This is a genomic window from Mesorhizobium sp. (assembly GCF_041661565.1).
Lineage (GTDB): Bacteria > Pseudomonadota > Alphaproteobacteria > Rhizobiales > Rhizobiaceae > Mesorhizobium.
Genome location: NZ_JBAZUD010000111.1, coordinates 1 through 17,770 on the forward strand (window position 1 = coordinate 1; position 17,770 = coordinate 17,770).

The following is a 17,770-nucleotide window of genomic DNA, read 5'->3' on the forward strand; positions in this document are numbered from 1 at the left end:
CGGCGCCGGTCTCCAGCACCTTGTCGCGGATGGCGTGCAGCATCCGCATGTCCTCGGGATTGGGATTGTAGCGCGGAAAGGTGTGGTCGAGTTCGACATCGAGCGGGATCACCTCGCAGCCGATGCGTTGCAAGGCCTGGGGCGCGAAGGCGCCGGCCGTGCCATTGCCGCAGGCAGCCACCACCTTGAGCGGTCTCGATACGCGCTTTTCGCCGACAAGATCGTCCAGATAGGCCTCGCGAAAGCCCGCGACAAAGTCGTAGGAGCCGCCGCCGACAAGATCGAAATCGCCGGCCAGCACGATCTCTTTCAGCGCGCTCATCTCCTCGGGACCGAACGTCAGAGGCCTTTGCGCCCCCATCTTGACGCCGGTCCAGCCATTCTCGTTATGCGAGGCGGTGACCATGGCGACGGACGGCGTGTCGAGCGCGAACTGGGCGAAATAGGCCATCGGAGAGAGCGCCAGGCCGATGTCCTTCACTCTCGCCCCGGCTGCCATGAGACCCGCGATCAGCGCCAGCTTGATGGAAAGCGAATAGGAGCGGAAATCATGCCCGGTAACGATATCCGGGCCGGCGCCCATGCGGCGTATCAAGGTGCCAAGCCCCATGCCGAGCGCCTGCACGCCGATCAGGTTGAGTTCGGGCGGCACCGTGGAGCCAGCATGGCCGAACCACCAGCGCGCATCATACTCCCGAAATCCGGACGCCTTGATGAGCGCCTCGGTTTCGAATTCGAAGGTGTTGGGCATGGCTTGTCCAACGATCCTGAGGCTCAAGGTGGCAGACTCCCGCAGCGGATGCGCACCACCGGAAGGCGGTCGCGGACGACTGCTTACTACACAAGCCTTTAAATCGCGTCTATCGCACACGAGAAACGAGGTCGGCTGATCCGCCAACGCCCGTTGCTTTTACCGGCATCGGATGCAATCGTGCCGCCATGGAGCCCCGCTCGAACACCGCTCGCCCCGCGGGGGCCGACCTCCGAACTCGCTCGGGTTTTGCAGCGTTCAGGCGCACGATTTGTCGTTGGAGCGCATGAAACTCTATCCAGCAATCGAACGAGCCGGCTTCTTCGTCGCGCTGATCGCTGTTCTTGTGCTTGCGCTCCTGCCTGCGTCACGCCTGGAACAATTCGGGCTTAACATCGGCTTTCACTCGGACAAGCTGAACCACGCCAGCGCCTTTGCCGTGCTGACATTCCTTGGGATCCTCGGCTGGCCGCAGCGCAAGGCATGGGTGGTCATTTTCCTGGCGCTTGTTGGTGGAGCGATCGAAGTTCTGCAGGGGACGTCCCTGATCGCCCGCGACCTCGACATTCTCGACTGGGTTGCCGATTGTCTTGGCATTTCTTGTGGCCTGATCGCGGTCGTCGGCCTGAGGCGGATCGTGGGTCGCCAAGGCTAGGCACTTTACCTGAAGAATGATCTGGTTTTCCCCAGCTTTGCATCGTGTGTAAAGATGCTCGATGGTTGACCATTTGAATTAAAATTGCGATCATTTTCGCATACTCGGCCCGGGACAGAATTCAGCCCGGCTAGTGCTTGCATTGTTTGCCAATATTCCAAAAAAAGAAACTCTGAACGTCGGCGTTCGTATTTTGGAACACGCCATTCGCTCACAGGCATTTGATGACCATCAGGATAAGGCTGCCAGGCGGAACGCTGAAGATCAAGAAGCGCGATGAACTCAGGCGTCGCGAACAGAAGCGTCAGGTGCCGGTCTGGCAAGTGGGCAGCTACTTCATCGTCTGGTGGCCGAGCCATATTTCAGACCGCCCGTCGAAGCGCGACGACACGGACAGGCAAGAGTCCAACTGATTTTTGGGCCACCTTCGCCGGTGCATTGGCAATACGCCAGATATCGCCTTCGACGGGAGGCTGACATCAGCCAGCCGGATTGAATCTCCCCAGCGAATGCCGTCAACCCTGGCGTGGACACGGCCTGTGGATCAGCTGGCTTCCCGCATTGCTTCGGCGGCCTGCAGGTCGACCGATACCAGCTGGCTGACGCCTTGCTCGGCCATGGTCACGCCGAACAGCCGGTTCATGCGGGCCATGGTGATCGGATTGTGCGTGATGATGACGAAGCGCGTCTCCGTGGTGGCCGCCATCTCGTCCATGAGATTGCAGAAACGTTCGACATTGTGGTCGTCCAGCGGCGCGTCGACTTCATCGAGCACGCAGATCGGCGCCGGGTTGGTCAGGAAAACGGCGAAGATCAGCGACATTGCCGTCAGCGCCTGCTCGCCGCCCGAGAGCAGCGTCATGGTCTGGGGCTTCTTGCCGGGCGGGCGGGCGAGGATCTCGAGCCCGGCTTCCAGCGGATCCTCGGATTCGATCAGCTGCAGTTCGGCCGTGCCGCCACCGAACAGATGCGAGAACAGCCGCTGGAAATGACCGTTGACCACGTCGAAGGCGGCCAGCAGCCGCTCGCGACCTTCGCGGTTAAGGCTCTGGATGGCCTGCCTGAGCTTGCGGATCGCCTCGATGATGTCCTCGCGTTCGGAGACGATCGTCTCCAGCCGGTCGGAGAGTTCCTTCTGCTCCTCCTCGGCCCGCAAATTGACGGCGCCAAGCCGTTCGCGCTCGATTTTCAGGCGGTCGAGCTGGCGCTCGATCTCGGCCATTTCCGGCATCGGGCTGTCGGCCTCGAGGCCGGTGTGGCGGATGACCAGATGCGGCGGGGTGTTGAGCGTTTCCTGGATGCGCGCCTCGACTTCCAGCCGGCGCTCGTCGGCGGCTGTCAGCCGCTCCTCGGCGCGGACACGCGTCTCGCGCGCCTCGGCCAACGACTGGATGGCGCCTGTGGCCGCCTTGTCCAATTCCGATTGCCTGTTTTCCGCTTCCTGAAGACGGTCGGCCGCCGCCTTGCGCAACGTCTCGGCCTCGGTGAGCTGCGACAGCAATGCGCGGCGTTTGGCGTCGATCTCGTCCGGCGCGTCGGCCAGCCGCTCTCGCTCGACCTCTGCCTCGGCCTTGCGCTCGCCAAGCGAGACGATCTGCGTCGATGCGTTTTCGGCGCGCTCCAGCCAGTTGGCGCGCTCGGCGCCAATGGCATCGAGCCGGCGCGTGCGTGCCTCGGCTTCGCGCCGCAACCCCTCGTGGACGGCGCGCGCATCGGCAAGTGTCGCACGGTCGCGGGCAACATTTGCCGATGACTGTTCAAGCCGTAACTGCAGATCACCCAGATCAGGCGCGTCCCGCAGCAGCATCTCCGCCTCGGCGAAGACCGCCGCGGCCTCTTCATGGCTGTCGACGATGCGACCGCGTGCCTCGTCGAGTGCGGCGCGCCGGCTCGACAATTCCCCGCCCGCTTTTTCGGCCTCGGCCAGCGCGTTGCGGGCGGCGTCCAGCCGATGCTGCGCATCGCGTCCGGCCTGGCGCGTGTTGCGCTCGGTGTCGCTCGCCAGCCGAAGCGCCTGCTCTGCCTGGGCAAGCGCGTCCTCGGCCCGACGCATGGCAATCGTCGCCTGCACCGCTTCGGCATCGAGTTCGGCCAGCCGGTTCTTCTGCGCCAGCCTCTGCGCGGCGGCAGTCGGCGCATCGGCGCTGGCCGTCAGCCCGTCCCAACGCCATAGCGCACCGTCGCGGCTGACCAGACGCTGGCCCGGCACCAGCAGCGCCTGCAGCCGACGGCCATCGGCGACCTCGACAATGCCGATCTGGGCCAGGCGGCGGGCAAGCTGTGCCGGGGCACGAACCACACTGGCAAGGCTCAGGGCTCCTTCCGGCAGCGCGGCGTCACCGGGCTGGATCGCGCTTTCACCCCAATGTGCCGGCGCGCTGCGGTCGAGCGGCACGTCAAGGTCCTCGCCAAGCGCCGCACCGAGCGCCGTCTCGAAGCCGCGTTCTACGCTGATCTGCTCCAGCACGGACGGAAACAGGCCGCCCGCGCCGGCGTTGAGGATCTTGGCCAGCGTGCGTGCTTCCGTCTCGATGCGCGCCAGTTCGGCCTTGGCGTCCTGAAGCGGCGGCCGGGCAGCGCTTTCGCCGGCGCGAGCATCGATGACCGACTGCTCGGCCGCCAAGACCGCCAACTCGGCTTCTTCCAGCTGCGCCGTGGCCTGTTCGACCATGAGGCGCTTTTCGGCAGGATCCGGCAGGCCCGCCACTCTCGAGATAATTTCCGACAATTCCCGGTCGACATCGGCGAGCTGGCGCGCGAAGCGGTCGCGGCGCTCCGCGGTGTCACGCAACGTCCGTTCGGTCTGATTGCGCGAGGCCGCGGCCTCCGCGCGTTCGGCGGTCAACGCGGCAAGCCTGGCTTCGCCTTGCGAAAGCGTCGATGCCGCCTGTTCGAAGGCCGCCCGGGTGCTGGCCTCGCGCTCGGCCGCACCCGCGTTCTCCGAATTGAGCGCGGCCTCTTCCGTGCGCAGGCGTTCGAGAATATCCGCATTGTCGCGGACCATGCGCTCCTCGCGGGCAATGTCGCCGTCGAGTTGCTGCAGCCGGCGCTCGAGCTCGGCCTGTCGAGCACGAACGCGTCCGGCTTCCTCCTCGATCTGCGACTTGGCGATCGACAGGCGCTGGAAGGCGGCCGCAGCGGCCGCTTCCGCGTCGCGCAGTTCAGGTAAACGGTGCGCGCCAATGCCTTGCTCCCGGGCGGCGGCCATCTGGGCCGCGGCGCGGTCACCGACCAGCGCCGTGGCGATGGCCAGCGCCGAGCGGGCCTCGCCTTCCTGCGTCTTGGCCAGCGTCCAGCGCAGATGGAGCAGGGTCGCCTCGGCCTTGCGAATGTCGGCCGACAGGTTCTTGAAGCGCGATGCCTGGCGCGCCTGCCGCTTCAGGCTTTCGATCTGGCTTTCCAGTTCACCAACCACATCGTCCAGGCGCTCGAGATTCTGCTCGGCGGCCTTGAGCCGCAGTTCAGCCTCGTGACGACGGGTATGGAGACCAGAAATGCCGGCCGCCTCTTCCAGCAAAGCGCGGCGTGCCTGCGGTTTCGCCTGGATCAGTTCGCCGATACGGCCCTGGCCGACCATGGACGGCGAACGGGCGCCGGTCGACTGGTCGGCGAACAGAAGCTGCACATCCTTGGCGCGGGCTTCCCTGCCGTTGATGCGGTATAGCGAGCCCGCGTCGCGTTCGATGCGGCGCGATACCTGCAATTCATCGGCGTCGTTGAACGCGGCGGGCGCCGAGCGATCGCTATTGTCGAGGAAAAGCGTGACTTCGGCGGTGTTGCGCGCCGGGCGGGTGCCGGAACCGGAGAAGATGACATCGTCCATGCCGGACGCGCGCATGTTCTTGTAGGAGCTCTCGCCCATCACCCAGCGCAGCGCCTCGACCAGGTTCGACTTGCCGCAGCCATTCGGCCCCACGATACCCGTCAGCCCGCGTTCGATGACGAACTCGCCAGGTTCGACGAAGGATTTGAAACCGAGCAGGCGGAGGCGCGAAAATTTCATTCACGCCTCGTAAATGCCGGCAGCGCCGTAGTGCTGCCGTCCAGGCGCTGAGCCGATGTCAGAGCAGCGGGTCGATGATGGCCGACATTTCCGCAATCGACATCGCCCCTTTGTAGGTCTTGCCATTGATGAAGAAGGTCGGCGTCGAGTCGACCTTGAATTCACTGGCGCCGCGCTTCTGGACCGATCTCACATCGTCCAGAAGTTTCTGATCCGTCAAGCACGCCTCGAAGGACTCCTGTGTAAAACCTGCAAGCTTGGCGATTTGCAGAAGCGCATCCTTCGTGTTGGCGACGCCAACCCAGTTCGCCTGTTGCCGGAACAGCACGTCCACCATAGGGAAATAGTTATCCTTGGCGCAACGCGCCAGCATGAAACCGGCCTCGGCGGTCGGATCGAACGGGAATTCACGCAGGATGTAGCGGGCCTTGCCGGTGTCGATGTATTTCGTCTTCAGATCCGGAAAGGTGGTTTCGGCGAAATGGGCGCAGTGCGGGCAGGTCATCGAGGCGTATTCGACGATGGTGACCTTGGCGTCGTCCTTGCCAATCTGCTTGTCGGGCAACGCACCCGGCTTCAGCAATTGGGCCATGTCGACAGTACCCTGAGCTTCCGGCGCGGCGGCGGCCGGCGACGCCGGCTTCGCGGGAGCCGCCGGCTCGGCGGGTTTTTCCTCCGGGGGCTTGGCCTCCTTGCCGGAGTCGCTGCAGGCAGCGAGCAGCGCCGCCGCCGAAATGGCGGCCAGCGAAGACAGGGCGCTTCTGCGCGACATGGTCTGGCCGAACGGGGGACGGTTCATACGAATCACCTGACAAGAGTTGGATTTTGCAATGTGGTGGGACAAAAAAGCGAGACTTCGCGCGAATTAAGGCATCTCGGTCCCCAATCCAATCGCGGCGCCTGACAAAGGCAATCACGAATGCGAGATATTCGCGACATATCTATGACTTTTTTTCCCCAAGAATGCTTGCGCCAAGCTTTTCCAATGAGGCGCGCAGTCCGTCATCCTCGATCAATCCGACGGTGACGGACAATTTGGTCTTCTCATCCGCCGTCAGCGGCCTGAGGGTCGGTCTTGGCCGTCCCTTGGTGGTCATGACCGGTTTTTGCACGATCCTGATGCGGCCAATGGCGTTGAAGCCGAGGAAGGCGTTGACCCGGTTGATGATCTCGCCGGTCTCGTGCTGCAAATGGAGAGCCGCCATGCCCTCGCAGGCGATCACCAGCACCGCCGGCTCGAACGGGTCGTCCTCATGCATGCGGCGCGGCCACTGGATTTTCTCGGGGCGCGAGCGGCTGGCAAGGCGCGAGCCCGCGATCTCCTCCCATGACTGGACCAGGCCGATCGAAATGCCGGCCCGTTTGCGCAGCACCGGGTCGAGGATCTTGGTCGCAAGATCGCTTACCGGGACGGGATTGCCGTAGGGCGTTCTCCCTGCCATGTACGTTCTCCAGCCACCACGACCCTCACCAGATTCCGGCCCGGCCAAGACAGATCAATGGCACCGCAGCATCATACCCGCAAGGCCGCACCTGCCGATGACGGCAACACCATCGCCTCCCGCCTGCTCGATTGGTACGATGTGCATCACCGCGAACTGCCCTGGCGCGTCACGCCGCGCGAGCATGCAAACGGCGTGCGCCCCGATCCCTACCGTATCTGGCTGTCCGAGGTCATGCTGCAGCAGACCACGGTCGAGGCGGTGAAATCCTATTTCCGCGCCTTTGTCGAGAAATGGCCCGATGTCGAGGCGTTGGCCGCGGCACCGACCGAGGATGTGATGAAGGCCTGGGCCGGGCTCGGCTACTACTCCCGCGCCCGAAATCTCAAGGCCTGCGCCGATCTGGTGGCCAAGCGCGGCGGCCGGTTTCCCGATACCGAGGCAGCCTTGAGGGCCTTGCCCGGCATCGGCGCCTACACCTCGGCGGCTATCACGGCCATCGCCTTCGACCGGCCCGCCGCCGTAGTCGACGGCAATGTCGAACGCGTCGTCTCGCGGCTTTTTTCGATTGCCACTCCGCTGAGCGAGGCCAAGGCCGAGATACGCGCCCATGTGGAGCGCATGGTGCCCGGGACAAGGCCGGGTGACTTCGCCCAGGCGATGATGGATCTCGGCGCCACGATCTGCACCCCGCGCCGGCCGCGCTGCATGCTGTGCCCCGTGCGCGAAGATTGCAGCGCCGTCGCCACAGGCGATCCCGAGCATTTTCCGGTGCGCCTGCCGAAGGCCGACAAACCGCTGCGGCGCGGCGCCGCCTTCGTCGCGGTGAGGAGCGACGGCGCCATTCTTTTGCGCAAGCGCCCCGAAAAAGGCCTGCTCGGCGGCATGACCGAAGTGCCGACCACCGACTGGACGGCGCGGATCGATGGCGCCAGCACGGTTGCCGCGGCGCCCTTCGCAGCCGACTGGCAAAGCAGCGGCCGCATCGCGCATGTCTTCACCCATTTCGCGCTCGAACTGGAAATCTTCCTTGCCCGCACCAGCGGCGCGACGCCGAGCGGTCATTTCTGGTCGCTACCCGCCGACATTTCAGGCGAAGCGTTGCCCACCGTCATGAAAAAGGCAATCGAGGCTGCGATACCCGGCGCGACCAAGAAGCCACGACCGCATTGAACGAGAACCGCATGACTGAAATCCGCCACATCGTCTTCGACATCGGCAAGGTGCTGATCCACTACGATCCCGACATTCCGTTCAGCCGGCTCATTCCCGACGAGAAGGAGCGGAAATGGTTCTTCGACAATGTCTGTACGCATGACTGGAACATCGAGCAGGACCGCGGCCGGACATGGGAGGAGGCCGAGGCGCTGCTGATCGCGGAGCATCCCGACCATGCGGAAAACATCCGCGGTTTCCGGCGTCATTGGCATGAGATGGTGCCGCATGCCTATGATGACAGCGTCGCCATCATGGTCGGCCTGATCGAAAGCGGCCACGACGTGACGATGCTGACCAACTTCGCCGCCGACACGCTGGCCGAGGCGCGCCAGCGCTTCGATTTTCTCGAGCGGCCGCGTGGCGTGACCATCTCCGGGGAGATCGGCAAGATCAAGCCGGATCGCGGCATCTACGACCACCATGTCGGCGCATTCGGACTGGATCCGTCGGCCACGCTGTTCATCGACGACAGCCAGAAGAATGTCGAAGGCGCCAGGGCCGCGGGCTGGCAAGCCGTGCTGTTCACCGATGCCGGGACACTTCGCGCGGACCTTGAACGCTTCGGAATCAAGACGTGATCTGAATCGCTTGGGGCGACCGGCTGAGATTTTGAATCAACGCTGTGCGCGGCAGCGCACCGGGGTCAGGCCCCTGCCCGCTCCATGCCGAGCCGGGCAATGCGGCGAAGCTCGTCAATCGGGGTCAGGCCGCCGCTGCGTTCATAGTGCCAGAAGGTCCAGCCGTTGCAGGCGTCCAGACCCTGCACCTCGGCGCCGATCTTGTGGATCGAACCGGCACTTTGGCCGATCGCCACCGTGCCGTCGGCGCGCACCTTTGCGGCCCAGCGCTTCTTGGCGTCGTAGAGCGTGGCGCCGGGCATCATCAGCCCGGTGTCAATGAGACTGACGAAGGCGACGCGCGGCTCGGCACGCTTGCCGGTCAGTACCGTCAGGTCGGCGCCCTCCAGCGGCCGCACCGCGTCGATGCGCTCGTTGGCGGCGTCGATATAGGCCTGCTCGCGCTCGATACCGACGAAGTGGCGGCCGAGGCGCTTGGCCACCGCGCCGGTGGTGCCCGAGCCGAAGAACGGGTCGAGCACGATATCGCCGGGCTTGGTCGAGGCCATCATGATGCGGGCCAGCAATGCTTCAGGCTTCTGCGTCGGGTGCAGCTTGTCGCCATTGTCGTTCTTCAGCCGCTCGCCGCCCGTGCAGATCGGGAACAGCCAGTCCGAGCGCATCTGGATGTCGTCGTTCGAGGCCTTCATGGCCTCGTAGTTGAAGGTATAGCCCTTGCCCTTCTGGTCGCGCGTGGCCCAGATCATCGTTTCATGCGCGTTCTGGAAGCGACGGCCGCGGAAGTTCGGCATCGGATTGGTCTTGCGCCAGACCACGTCATTGAGGATCCAGAACCCAAGATCCTGCATCTTGGCGCCGACCCGGAAGATGTTGTGATAGGAGCCGATGACCCAGATGGTGCCATTGGGCTTCAGCACGCGCCGCGCCGCCAAAAGCCAGGCACGCGTGAAGGCGTCATAGGCCTCGAAGCTTTCAAACTGGTCCCAGTCGTCGTCGACCGCGTCGACCTTGGACTGGTCCGGACGGTGCAGGTCGCCATCGAGTTGCAGATTGTAGGGCGGATCGGCGAAGATGACGTCGATCGACTTTTCGGGCAGCCGGTCGAGAGCGGCGACACAGTCGCCCTTCAGGATGGTGTCCAGCCACTCGGATTGCTGGGGAGCGTGGGATAGCTCGTCGAGAAGACGCACGGCAGACATTGATACACCCCAAGCACGCGTTACTGTTTACTCCTGGTTATGGTTACCGATCAGCGTAAACATTCGGTGAAGGCCAATCGACGGTCGAGGGAATTTGCGAAGGCCGCCCTGTTGGTGTATGCCGCGCCGCCTGAGCCGTACGAGGCTTCTCAATCCTCCCCAATCCTCCCATTGTCCGGATCACCATGCCCCAGCCAGACCTTGTCATCTTCGATTGCGACGGCGTGCTCGTCGATTCCGAAATCATCGCCGCACGCGTCGAGGCCGAACTGCTGACCTTGGCGGGATTTGAAATATCGGCCGAGGAACTCGCGGAAACCTATGCCGGACTGACCTTCAAGGACATCATGATGAAGGTCGAGGAGAAGTCGAGCATCCCCTTCCAGGCCTCGCTGATCGATCGCGCCGAGGATCTTGTGGACCGCAAGTTGCGCAGCGACGTCCGCGCCATCGATGGGGTGCGCGAGGCGGTCGCTGCGGTTACGGCACCGCACTGCGTCTGCTCGAACTCGCGCTCCGATCGGATCGAATTCATGCTCGAGAAAGTGCACCTGCTGCCGTTCTTCTCCGGCCGGATCTTTTCGGCCCTTGAGATACCAAGCAAGAAGACCAAGCCTGCGCCGGACGTATTCCTGTTTGCCGCGGAAAAGCTCGGCGCCAATCCGGCGAACACCTTTGTCATCGAGGATTCCGTGCACGGCGTCCACGGCGCAAGGGCGGCGGGCATGCGCGTCATCGGGTTCACCGGCGCGGCCCACAGCTATCCCGGCCACGCCGACGCACTAACGGAGGCCGGTGCCGAGACGGTCATACGCCGCTGGCCAGAACTGAAAAGCGTGATCGCCGCGCTGTCGGTGTGGTCGGACGCCTGAAAAGCGTGCGGCACGCCGCACGCTTCATGTCATGCCGGGACCTAATTGGTCGCGGCCCTCTTCTTCTTGCGGGTCTTCCCCGGCTTGTCGGTCGGGCCTTTCGGCGCGGTCTCATCATAGCCCGCGTAGGCCTGATAGTCCTGGGCGCTCGGCGCTGGCACGACAATGTTGGAATCAGTGAAGACGAACTGGGTGGCCACCGAAGGATCGGTGACCTGGACCTGATACTGATGAATCTGCGAGTAAAGCACCTCGGTGCCATGCATCACGGCCGTGCGGATCGGCATTGTGATGGTGCCTGGCGAGAACTTGGGTCCCGGAACGATCTTGCCCGCGACGGCGATCTTCATCGTCAGCTGACCGTCGGCACGGCTGCAGTCGCGTGTCACGTCGCTGATCGAGGCCTGATAGATGATCCTCGCCGAATCGTCCGGCGGCGTGGCAGCGGCCGCGTCGGCCGCGGCCTGGGCGGCGGCATCCTGCGCGGCGTCGCCGGTCTTCCTGACCTTGGACCTGGGCTTCTGGACGTCGTTGACATAGGTGTTGAAGAAGGCGGTGCCGTCGCGCACCGTTACTCGCGGGCAATAGGCCTGCAGCTGGCTGGCCAGAATTTTCGGGTCCTGGGGCGGCGGAGGCGCCGCCGGGTCCTTCTTGCCGATACCAAGATTAAGGATGCCATTGTCGCCGGATTGGCATCCGGCGGCGGCGAGCATAAAGCCGGTGAGCGCAAGACCCGCGAAAAAGCGGCCGCTGAATGTGTGAAACGCCATGAAACACTTCCCTCTCGCAAAGCTGGTGACCTATATCAACCGCGCGGCAAAAATGCGACTGAGCCAGCGCGGAAATTAACCACCTTTCGGTGGACGCAAACGCCAAGCAGTAACGGATTTGTGACATGCACTATGTGAGTACCCGCGGCGAAGCCCCAGTGCTTGGATTTTCCGACGCCGTGCTGGCGGGACTGGCGCGCGACGGCGGCCTCTACGTGCCGCAGGAGTGGCCGCATTTTTCCGCGGCCGAAATCCGCGCCATGCGTGGCCTTGCCTATCCCGATCTTGCAATCCGCCTGCTGTCGCCATTCCTTGGCGATGAGATCCCGGCCGGTGTTTTCGAACGCCTGGTCCGCCAGGCCTATGCCACTTTCCGTCACCCAGCCATATGCCCACTGGTGCAGACCGGACCCAACACCTTCATCCTGGAGCTTTTCCACGGGCCGACGCTCGCCTTCAAGGACGTCGCGATGCAGCTCCTGGCCCGCCTGATGGACCATGTGCTCACCGAGCGCGACCAGCACGCCACGATTGTCGGCGCCACGTCGGGCGACACTGGCGGAGCAGCCATCGACGCGTTTGCCGGGCGCGACCGCACAGACATATTCATCCTGTTTCCGCATGGCCGGGTCTCGCCGGTGCAGCAGCGGCAGATGACGACCTCGAGCGCGCAGAACGTCCACGCGCTGGCGATCGAAGGCAATTTCGACGATTGCCAGGGCCTGCTGAAAGACATGTTCAACGATCATGGCTTTCGCGACCGGGTAGGCCTTTCGGGCGTCAATTCGATCAACTGGGCCCGCATCATGGCCCAGATCGTCTATTATTTCTCCTCGGCGCTGTCGCTGGGCGCACCCGATCGGCCCATCTCCTTCACGGTCCCCACCGGCAATTTCGGCGACATCTTCGCGGGCTACGCGGCCAAGAAGATGGGGCTGCCGATGGAGCGGCTGGTCATAGCCACCAACGACAATGACATCCTGGCGCGTACCTTCGAAACCGGCGAATACCGCACCAAGGGCGTCTTCGCGACCACCTCGCCGTCGATGGACATCCAGGTGTCGTCGAATTTCGAGCGCTTGCTGTTCGAGGCCTCGGGCCGGAACGCGGCAACCGTGCGGCGCTACATGGACGGTCTCAAACAGTCCGGCGGCTTTACAATCGAAGCGGCGGAAATCGCCGGAATAAGGTCCGAATTCGATGCCGGCCGCGCGACCATGGAGGAGGTGGCCGAGACCATCCGCTCGACCCTTGCGACCAGCGGCTACCTGCTCGATCCGCACACCGCCGCGGCCGTGCATGTCGCCGCCGGCAGGGCCGGCGGCGCCGTGCCGATGGTGGTGCTGGCCACCGCCCATCCGGCCAAGTTCCCCGCGGCCGTCATGGCCGCCAGCGGCGTCTCCCCCGCACTGCCCGCGTGGCTAGGTGGGTTGATGGGAGCGCAGGAAAAATACACGGTACTTCCATCCGACCTGAAAATGGTGGAAGATTACGTCGGCAGCCGCGCGCGAGCGGCCAGATAAGGCGCGTCGTTTCGAAACGGACGCAGGCGACGCGCTTTAAGCTTTTGTTTTCGTGCATGTCGTTATCTCGAAACCGTGTCCAATTTTGAGCGACATGCAATAGGGAGTAGTAGCCATATGGGTGTTGAGGTAAGCCGTCTGTCGAACGGCCTGACAGTCGCCACCGAAACCCTTCCAAGCATCGAATCGGTAGCCCTGGGGGCCTGGGTCAAGTCAGGTGCCCGCAATGAGCGTGAAGACGAGCATGGCATGGCCCATCTGCTCGAGCACATGGCGTTCAAGGGCACGAAAAGGCGAAGCGCCTTCGAAATCGCCTCGGAGATCGAGGACGTCGGCGGCGAGATCAACGCCGCGACCAGCGTCGAGACGACATCCTACTATGCGAGGGTGCTCTCCGACGACGTGCCGCTGGCGGTCGATATTCTCGCCGACATCCTGCAGGAATCCGAATTCGACCCGCAGGAGCTCGAACGCGAGCAGCATGTGATCCTGCAGGAGATCGGCGCCGCGCACGACACGCCCGACGACATCGTCTTCGACCGTTTCACCGAGACCGCCTTTCGCCACCAGACGATCGGCCGCTCGATCCTGGGCACGCCGGAAACCGTCAAATCCTTCACCTCGAAGCAGTTGCACGATTTCATCGAACGGCAGTATGGCGCCGAGAGCATGGTGATCGTCGCCGCCGGCGACATCAAGCACGACAATTTCGTGCGCGAAGTCGAGAAGCAGCTTGGTGGCTTCCGAAGCAAGACCGACGGCACCATCCCGCAATACGCGCAATATGTCGGCGGCGATTTCCGCGAGGACCGCGACCTGATGGACGCGCAGATCGTGCTGGGGTTCGAAGGCCGCGCCTACCATGTGCGCGACTTCTACGCCTCGCAGGTGCTGTCGATGATCCTTGGCGGCGGCATGTCATCGCGCCTGTTCCAGGAAGTCCGCGAAAAGCGCGGACTGTGTTATTCGGTCTATGCCTTCCATTGGGGCTTCTCCGACACCGGCATATTCGGCGTCCATGCCGCGACCGGCCAGAGCGATATCGCCGAGCTGGTGCCCGTCATCATCGACGAACTGCAGAAAGCCGGTGAAAACATTCTGCAGGAGGAACTCGACCGGGCTCGCGCGCAGTACCGCGCCGGGCTGATCATGTCCGCCGAAAGCCCGGCCAGCCGCGCTTCGCAAATCGCACGGCAACTGCTTCTCTTCGGGCGGCCGATCGCCAAGGAGGAACTCATGGAAAGGCTGTCGGCGCTGACAATCGGGCGGCTGACCGACCTGTCGTCGCGGCTGTTCTCGACCAAGCCGACGCTTACCGCTGTCGGGCCGGTGGGAACGCTGGCGCCGTACGAGGCAATCCTCGATTCGCTTCCAGGCGCGCGGACCACGGCCCGCAAGCTCGCCGTCTAAGCCCTCAATTCATCGTGTTCGCGCTCCCTTTCTTTCGCCGAGACCTGCCGGCACTGAAAGGCAACCTCGTGACCCTTCGCGTGCCGTTCACGAACGACTATCGCGAATGGTCGATGATTCGCGGCGAAAGCCGCGCCTTCCTCGAGCCGTGGGAGCCACGCTGGACGCCCGACGAACTTGACCGCGGGGCATGGCGGCTGCGCATCAGCCGTTACCGAGAGGACTATGCGCAAGGAACGGCGATAGCCTTCTTCATCTTCGAGAAAAGCAGCGGCAAGCTTGCGGGCGGCATCACGCTGGGCAACATACGCCACGGCGTGTCGCAAAGCGGCCATGTCGGCTACTGGATCGGCGAGCGTTTCGGCGGTCGCGGGCTGATGACCGACGCGGTCAAGGTGGTTGCCCGCTTCGCCTTCGATACGCTGAGGTTGCACCGGATCGAAGCCGCCTGTATTCCCGACAATATCAGGTCGATCCGAGTGCTTGAAAAAGCCGGATTCCGGCGCGAAGGACTTCTGCGATCCTATCTGAGGATCAACGGCATCTGGCAGGACCACTACCTCTACGCCCGGATTGCGGACGATCCGCCGGGCGTTGGAACGAAGGGCTGATTTTTGACGAAATTCCTGAGAATCGGCCCGGTGCTCGCCTTTGCTCTCGCGGCGGTTCTGTCACTGTGGACAGGTTCGTCGGCTCTTGCCGTCGAACCGATCAAGATTGCTCGCGACGATGTCGCGCTCGACCTGTCGCGCGCCGTCCAGATCTACGTCAACCAGGGCGAAAACTTCCAGGTGTCCACCGCACCCGGCCCGGATGGCATCGTGCGGCGCATCGAGGTCGAGGCCAATGATGCGCGCTCGTCGGGCGACTGGGCGGTCTTCGCGCTTGCCAACACCACCGATCAGCAGCTGGACCGGCTGATCGTGGCGCCGCATTTCCGGCTGGTGAATTCCGGCCTGTTCTGGCCCGATCTTGGCTCGACCCGCATCGCCGCCATCACGCCCAGCGAGGGTTTCGCGCTCGACCGCCAGACCAGCCCCGATGCCGACGTGTTCCGGGTGACGCTGAATCCCGGCACGGTCATCACCTTCATCGCCGAACTGGCCTCGCCGAAGCTGCCGCAGGTCTACCTCTGGGAACCGGAATCCTACAAGGACTCGGTCAATTCCTACACTCTGTTCCGCGGCATCGTGATCGGCATTGCCGGGCTGTTGGCGCTGTTCCTGACCATCCTGTTCGTCGTCAAGGGAACCTCGATGTTTCCGGCGACGGCGGCGCTCGCCTGGGCCGTGCTGGCCTATATCTGCGTCGATTTCGGCTTTCTCAACAAGATCATCGAAATATCGCCCGGCAACGAGCAGATGTGGCGGGCGGGGACGGAAGTGGCGCTCGCGGCGACCTTCGTTGTGTTCCTGTTTGCCTATCTCAATCTCAATCGATGGCACGGTCATTTCAGCTACGGCGCGCTGGTCTGGATCCTCGGGCTCCTGCTGATCGCTGGCGTCGCCATCGTCGACCCGGCCGTCGCCGCCGGCATCGCCAGGCTGTCCTTCGCCGCCACCGCGCTCACCGGGCTCGGCCTGATCATCTTCCTCGGCATACGCGGCTACGACCGCGCCATCATGCTGGTGCCCAGTTGGGTCATGGTGCTGTTGTGGCTATGCGGATCGTGGATGGCGATCACCGGCATGCTCGACAACGACATCGCCCAGCCGGCGCTCGGCGGCGGCCTGATCCTGATCATCCTCCTGATCGGCTTCACGGTGATGCAGCATGCCTTCGCCGGCGGCGCCCTGCATCAGGGCCTGTTCTCCGACCTTGAGCGGCAGGCACTGGCGGTGGCCGGATCGGGCGACACGGTGTGGGACTGGGACGTGCTGCGCGACCGCGTCGTCACCAAGCCCGATGTCAGCATCCAGCTCGGCCTGGCGCCCAACAGCCTCGGGGGTGCTGCGCGCAACTGGCTGCCGGTGCTGCATTCCGACGACCGCGACACATTCCGCACGACGCTCGACGTGGTGCTGGAACACCGACGCGGGCGCGTGTCGCAGAACTTTCGCCTGCGCGGGGCAGACGGGCACTATCACTGGTTTTCGCTCCGAGCGCGGCCGGTTATCGGTTCGGATGGCGAAGTCATCCGCTGCGTCGGCACCATGGTCGACGTGACCGAGCAGAAGAAATCCGAGGAGCGCCTGCTGCACGACGCCGTGCATGACAATCTGACGGGGCTGCCGAACCGCGAATTGCTGATGAACCGCCTGGAGGCGATCATCTCGATCGCACGCACGGAAGAGAAGGTGCGGCCGACCGTCTTCGTCATCGACATCGATCGCTTCAAGCAGGTCAATGACGGGCTCGGCATTTCGGCCGGCGACACGATCCTGCTGACCATCGCGCGCCGCCTGCACCGCTTGCTCAAGCCGAAGGACTCACTGTCGCGCTTTGCCGGCGATCAGTTCGCGCTGATGCTGCTTTCCGAGCAGGACCCCGCCCGCATCGCCGGCGTGGCGGATGCCATCAAGCATGCCATCAACAATCCGATCACCTTTGCCAAGCGCGAGATCGTGCTGACCGCGTCGATCGGGCTGATCACCTGGAACTCGCCGCAGATGTCGGCCGAGGACATGGTCAAGGATGCCGAGCTTGCCATGCATCAGGCCAAGCGCTTCGGCGGCGACAGGATCGAGCCGTTCCGGCCGGCATTCCGCACCGTCGGCACCGACCGGCTGCAGTTCGAATCCGACCTGCGCCGCGCCATTGAACGGCGCGAGTTCACGCTCGCCTATCAGCCGATCGTGCGACTGGAGGATGGCAGCGTCGCCGGCTTCGAAGCCCTTTTGCGCTGGGACCATCCACGCCGCGGCATGATCCCGCCGGCGGATTTCATCCCGGTCGCCGAAAGTTGCGGTCTCATCGTGCAGCTTGGCCTGTTCGCCATGCAGCAGGCGGCGGAAGACCTTGCCGGCTGGCAAAAACAGATCGGCGACGCGCCACTGTCGGTCTCGGTCAATCTGTCGAGCCGCCAGCTTATCCGCCGCGACCTAGTCAGCGACGTCCGCTCCGTCATCGCGCGGGCCAATCTGAAGCCGCGCTGCTTCCGGCTCGAGCTCACGGAATCGCTTGTGATGGATAATCCCGAGCAGACCGCCCACGTGCTGACCAAGCTCAAGCAGCTTGGCATCGGCCTGTCGCTGGACGATTTCGGCACCGGCTACTCGTCCTTGGCCTATCTGACGCGGTTCCCGTTCGACACGATCAAGATCGACAAGAGCTTCGTCGACGACACCACGCCCAAACGCGCGGTGCTGCTCAAATCCATGGTCAACATGGCGCATGAACTCGGCCTCTC

Annotated in this window: 14 protein-coding genes and 1 pseudogene; 9 read left to right on the plus strand and 6 right to left on the minus strand. The window is 63.8% G+C overall.

The window, feature by feature from the left end; translation table 11 throughout:
* Positions 1–751 (minus strand): annotated as a pseudogene (locus WC739_RS18315) (phosphomannomutase/phosphoglucomutase); the annotation flags it as partial.
* 286 nt (positions 752–1,037) lie between these two features.
* On the opposite strand from WC739_RS18315, the gene WC739_RS18320 reads away from it, so the two are divergent.
* Complete coding sequence (locus WC739_RS18320) at positions 1,038–1,406, plus strand: hypothetical protein (protein ID WP_372954441.1); 369 nt, start codon at positions 1,038–1,040, stop codon at positions 1,404–1,406.
* Positions 1,407–1,630: 224 nt separating this feature from the next.
* The gene (locus WC739_RS18325; RefSeq protein ID WP_372954442.1) at positions 1,631–1,819 is read left to right on the plus strand and encodes a hypothetical protein; all 189 of its coding nucleotides are present in this window, start codon (positions 1,631–1,633) and stop codon (positions 1,817–1,819) included.
* A gap of 131 nt (positions 1,820–1,950) precedes the next feature.
* On the opposite strand, the gene smc is transcribed toward WC739_RS18325, so the two are convergent.
* The 3 genes from smc to WC739_RS18340 all read right to left on the minus strand — a co-directional run bounded on the left by smc (position 1,951) and on the right by WC739_RS18340 (position 6,851).
* Positions 1,951–5,409: a chromosome segregation protein SMC gene (gene smc / locus WC739_RS18330; protein ID WP_372954443.1), complete on the minus strand. Its 3,459-nt coding sequence runs from the start codon at positions 5,407–5,409 to the stop codon at positions 1,951–1,953.
* Between the two features lie 58 nt (positions 5,410–5,467).
* The gene (locus WC739_RS18335) at positions 5,468–6,208 is read right to left on the minus strand and encodes a DsbA family protein (RefSeq protein ID WP_372954444.1); all 741 of its coding nucleotides are present in this window, start codon (positions 6,206–6,208) and stop codon (positions 5,468–5,470) included.
* 142 nt (positions 6,209–6,350) lie between these two features.
* Complete coding sequence (locus WC739_RS18340) at positions 6,351–6,851, minus strand: DUF721 domain-containing protein (RefSeq protein WP_372954445.1); 501 nt, start codon at positions 6,849–6,851, stop codon at positions 6,351–6,353.
* Between the two features lie 57 nt (positions 6,852–6,908).
* Between WC739_RS18340 and mutY the strand changes: the two genes are divergently transcribed.
* Together mutY and WC739_RS18350 are read left to right on the plus strand one after the other, a co-directional pair.
* The gene (mutY, locus tag WC739_RS18345) at positions 6,909–8,024 is read left to right on the plus strand and encodes an A/G-specific adenine glycosylase (RefSeq protein ID WP_372954446.1); all 1,116 of its coding nucleotides are present in this window, start codon (positions 6,909–6,911) and stop codon (positions 8,022–8,024) included.
* A gap of 11 nt (positions 8,025–8,035) precedes the next feature.
* Positions 8,036–8,647 (plus strand): HAD family hydrolase, encoded by a 612-nt coding sequence (locus WC739_RS18350; protein ID WP_372954447.1) that lies wholly within the window; start codon positions 8,036–8,038, stop codon positions 8,645–8,647.
* A 65-nt stretch (positions 8,648–8,712) separates the two neighbouring features.
* Here the strand turns inward: WC739_RS18350 and WC739_RS18355 are convergent, their stop codons facing one another.
* Positions 8,713–9,846, minus strand: a complete 1,134-nt coding sequence (locus tag WC739_RS18355) for a site-specific DNA-methyltransferase (protein WP_372954448.1) — start codon at positions 9,844–9,846, stop codon at positions 8,713–8,715.
* Between the two features lie 185 nt (positions 9,847–10,031).
* Here WC739_RS18355 and WC739_RS18360 point away from each other — a divergent pair, with 185 nt between their 5' ends.
* The gene (locus tag WC739_RS18360; RefSeq protein WP_372954449.1) at positions 10,032–10,718 is read left to right on the plus strand and encodes an HAD family hydrolase; all 687 of its coding nucleotides are present in this window, start codon (positions 10,032–10,034) and stop codon (positions 10,716–10,718) included.
* A gap of 41 nt (positions 10,719–10,759) precedes the next feature.
* On the opposite strand, the gene WC739_RS18365 is transcribed toward WC739_RS18360, so the two are convergent.
* Positions 10,760–11,488 (minus strand): hypothetical protein, encoded by a 729-nt coding sequence (locus WC739_RS18365; protein WP_372954450.1) that lies wholly within the window; start codon positions 11,486–11,488, stop codon positions 10,760–10,762.
* Positions 11,489–11,613: 125 nt separating this feature from the next.
* On the opposite strand from WC739_RS18365, the gene thrC reads away from it, so the two are divergent.
* The 4 genes from thrC to WC739_RS18385 form a co-directional block, all read left to right on the plus strand.
* Positions 11,614–13,011, plus strand: a complete 1,398-nt coding sequence (gene thrC / locus WC739_RS18370; RefSeq protein WP_372954451.1) for a threonine synthase — start codon at positions 11,614–11,616, stop codon at positions 13,009–13,011.
* 117 nt (positions 13,012–13,128) lie between these two features.
* Positions 13,129–14,421 (plus strand): M16 family metallopeptidase, encoded by a 1,293-nt coding sequence (locus WC739_RS18375; RefSeq protein ID WP_372954452.1) that lies wholly within the window; start codon positions 13,129–13,131, stop codon positions 14,419–14,421.
* Positions 14,422–14,435: 14 nt separating this feature from the next.
* A complete protein-coding gene (locus WC739_RS18380) occupies positions 14,436–15,032 on the plus strand; it encodes a GNAT family N-acetyltransferase (protein ID WP_372954453.1) in 597 nt (198 codons plus the stop codon).
* A gap of 3 nt (positions 15,033–15,035) precedes the next feature.
* Positions 15,036–17,770 (plus strand): EAL domain-containing protein (locus WC739_RS18385; RefSeq protein ID WP_372954454.1); only part of this gene is annotated, 2,735 nt, incomplete at its 3' end.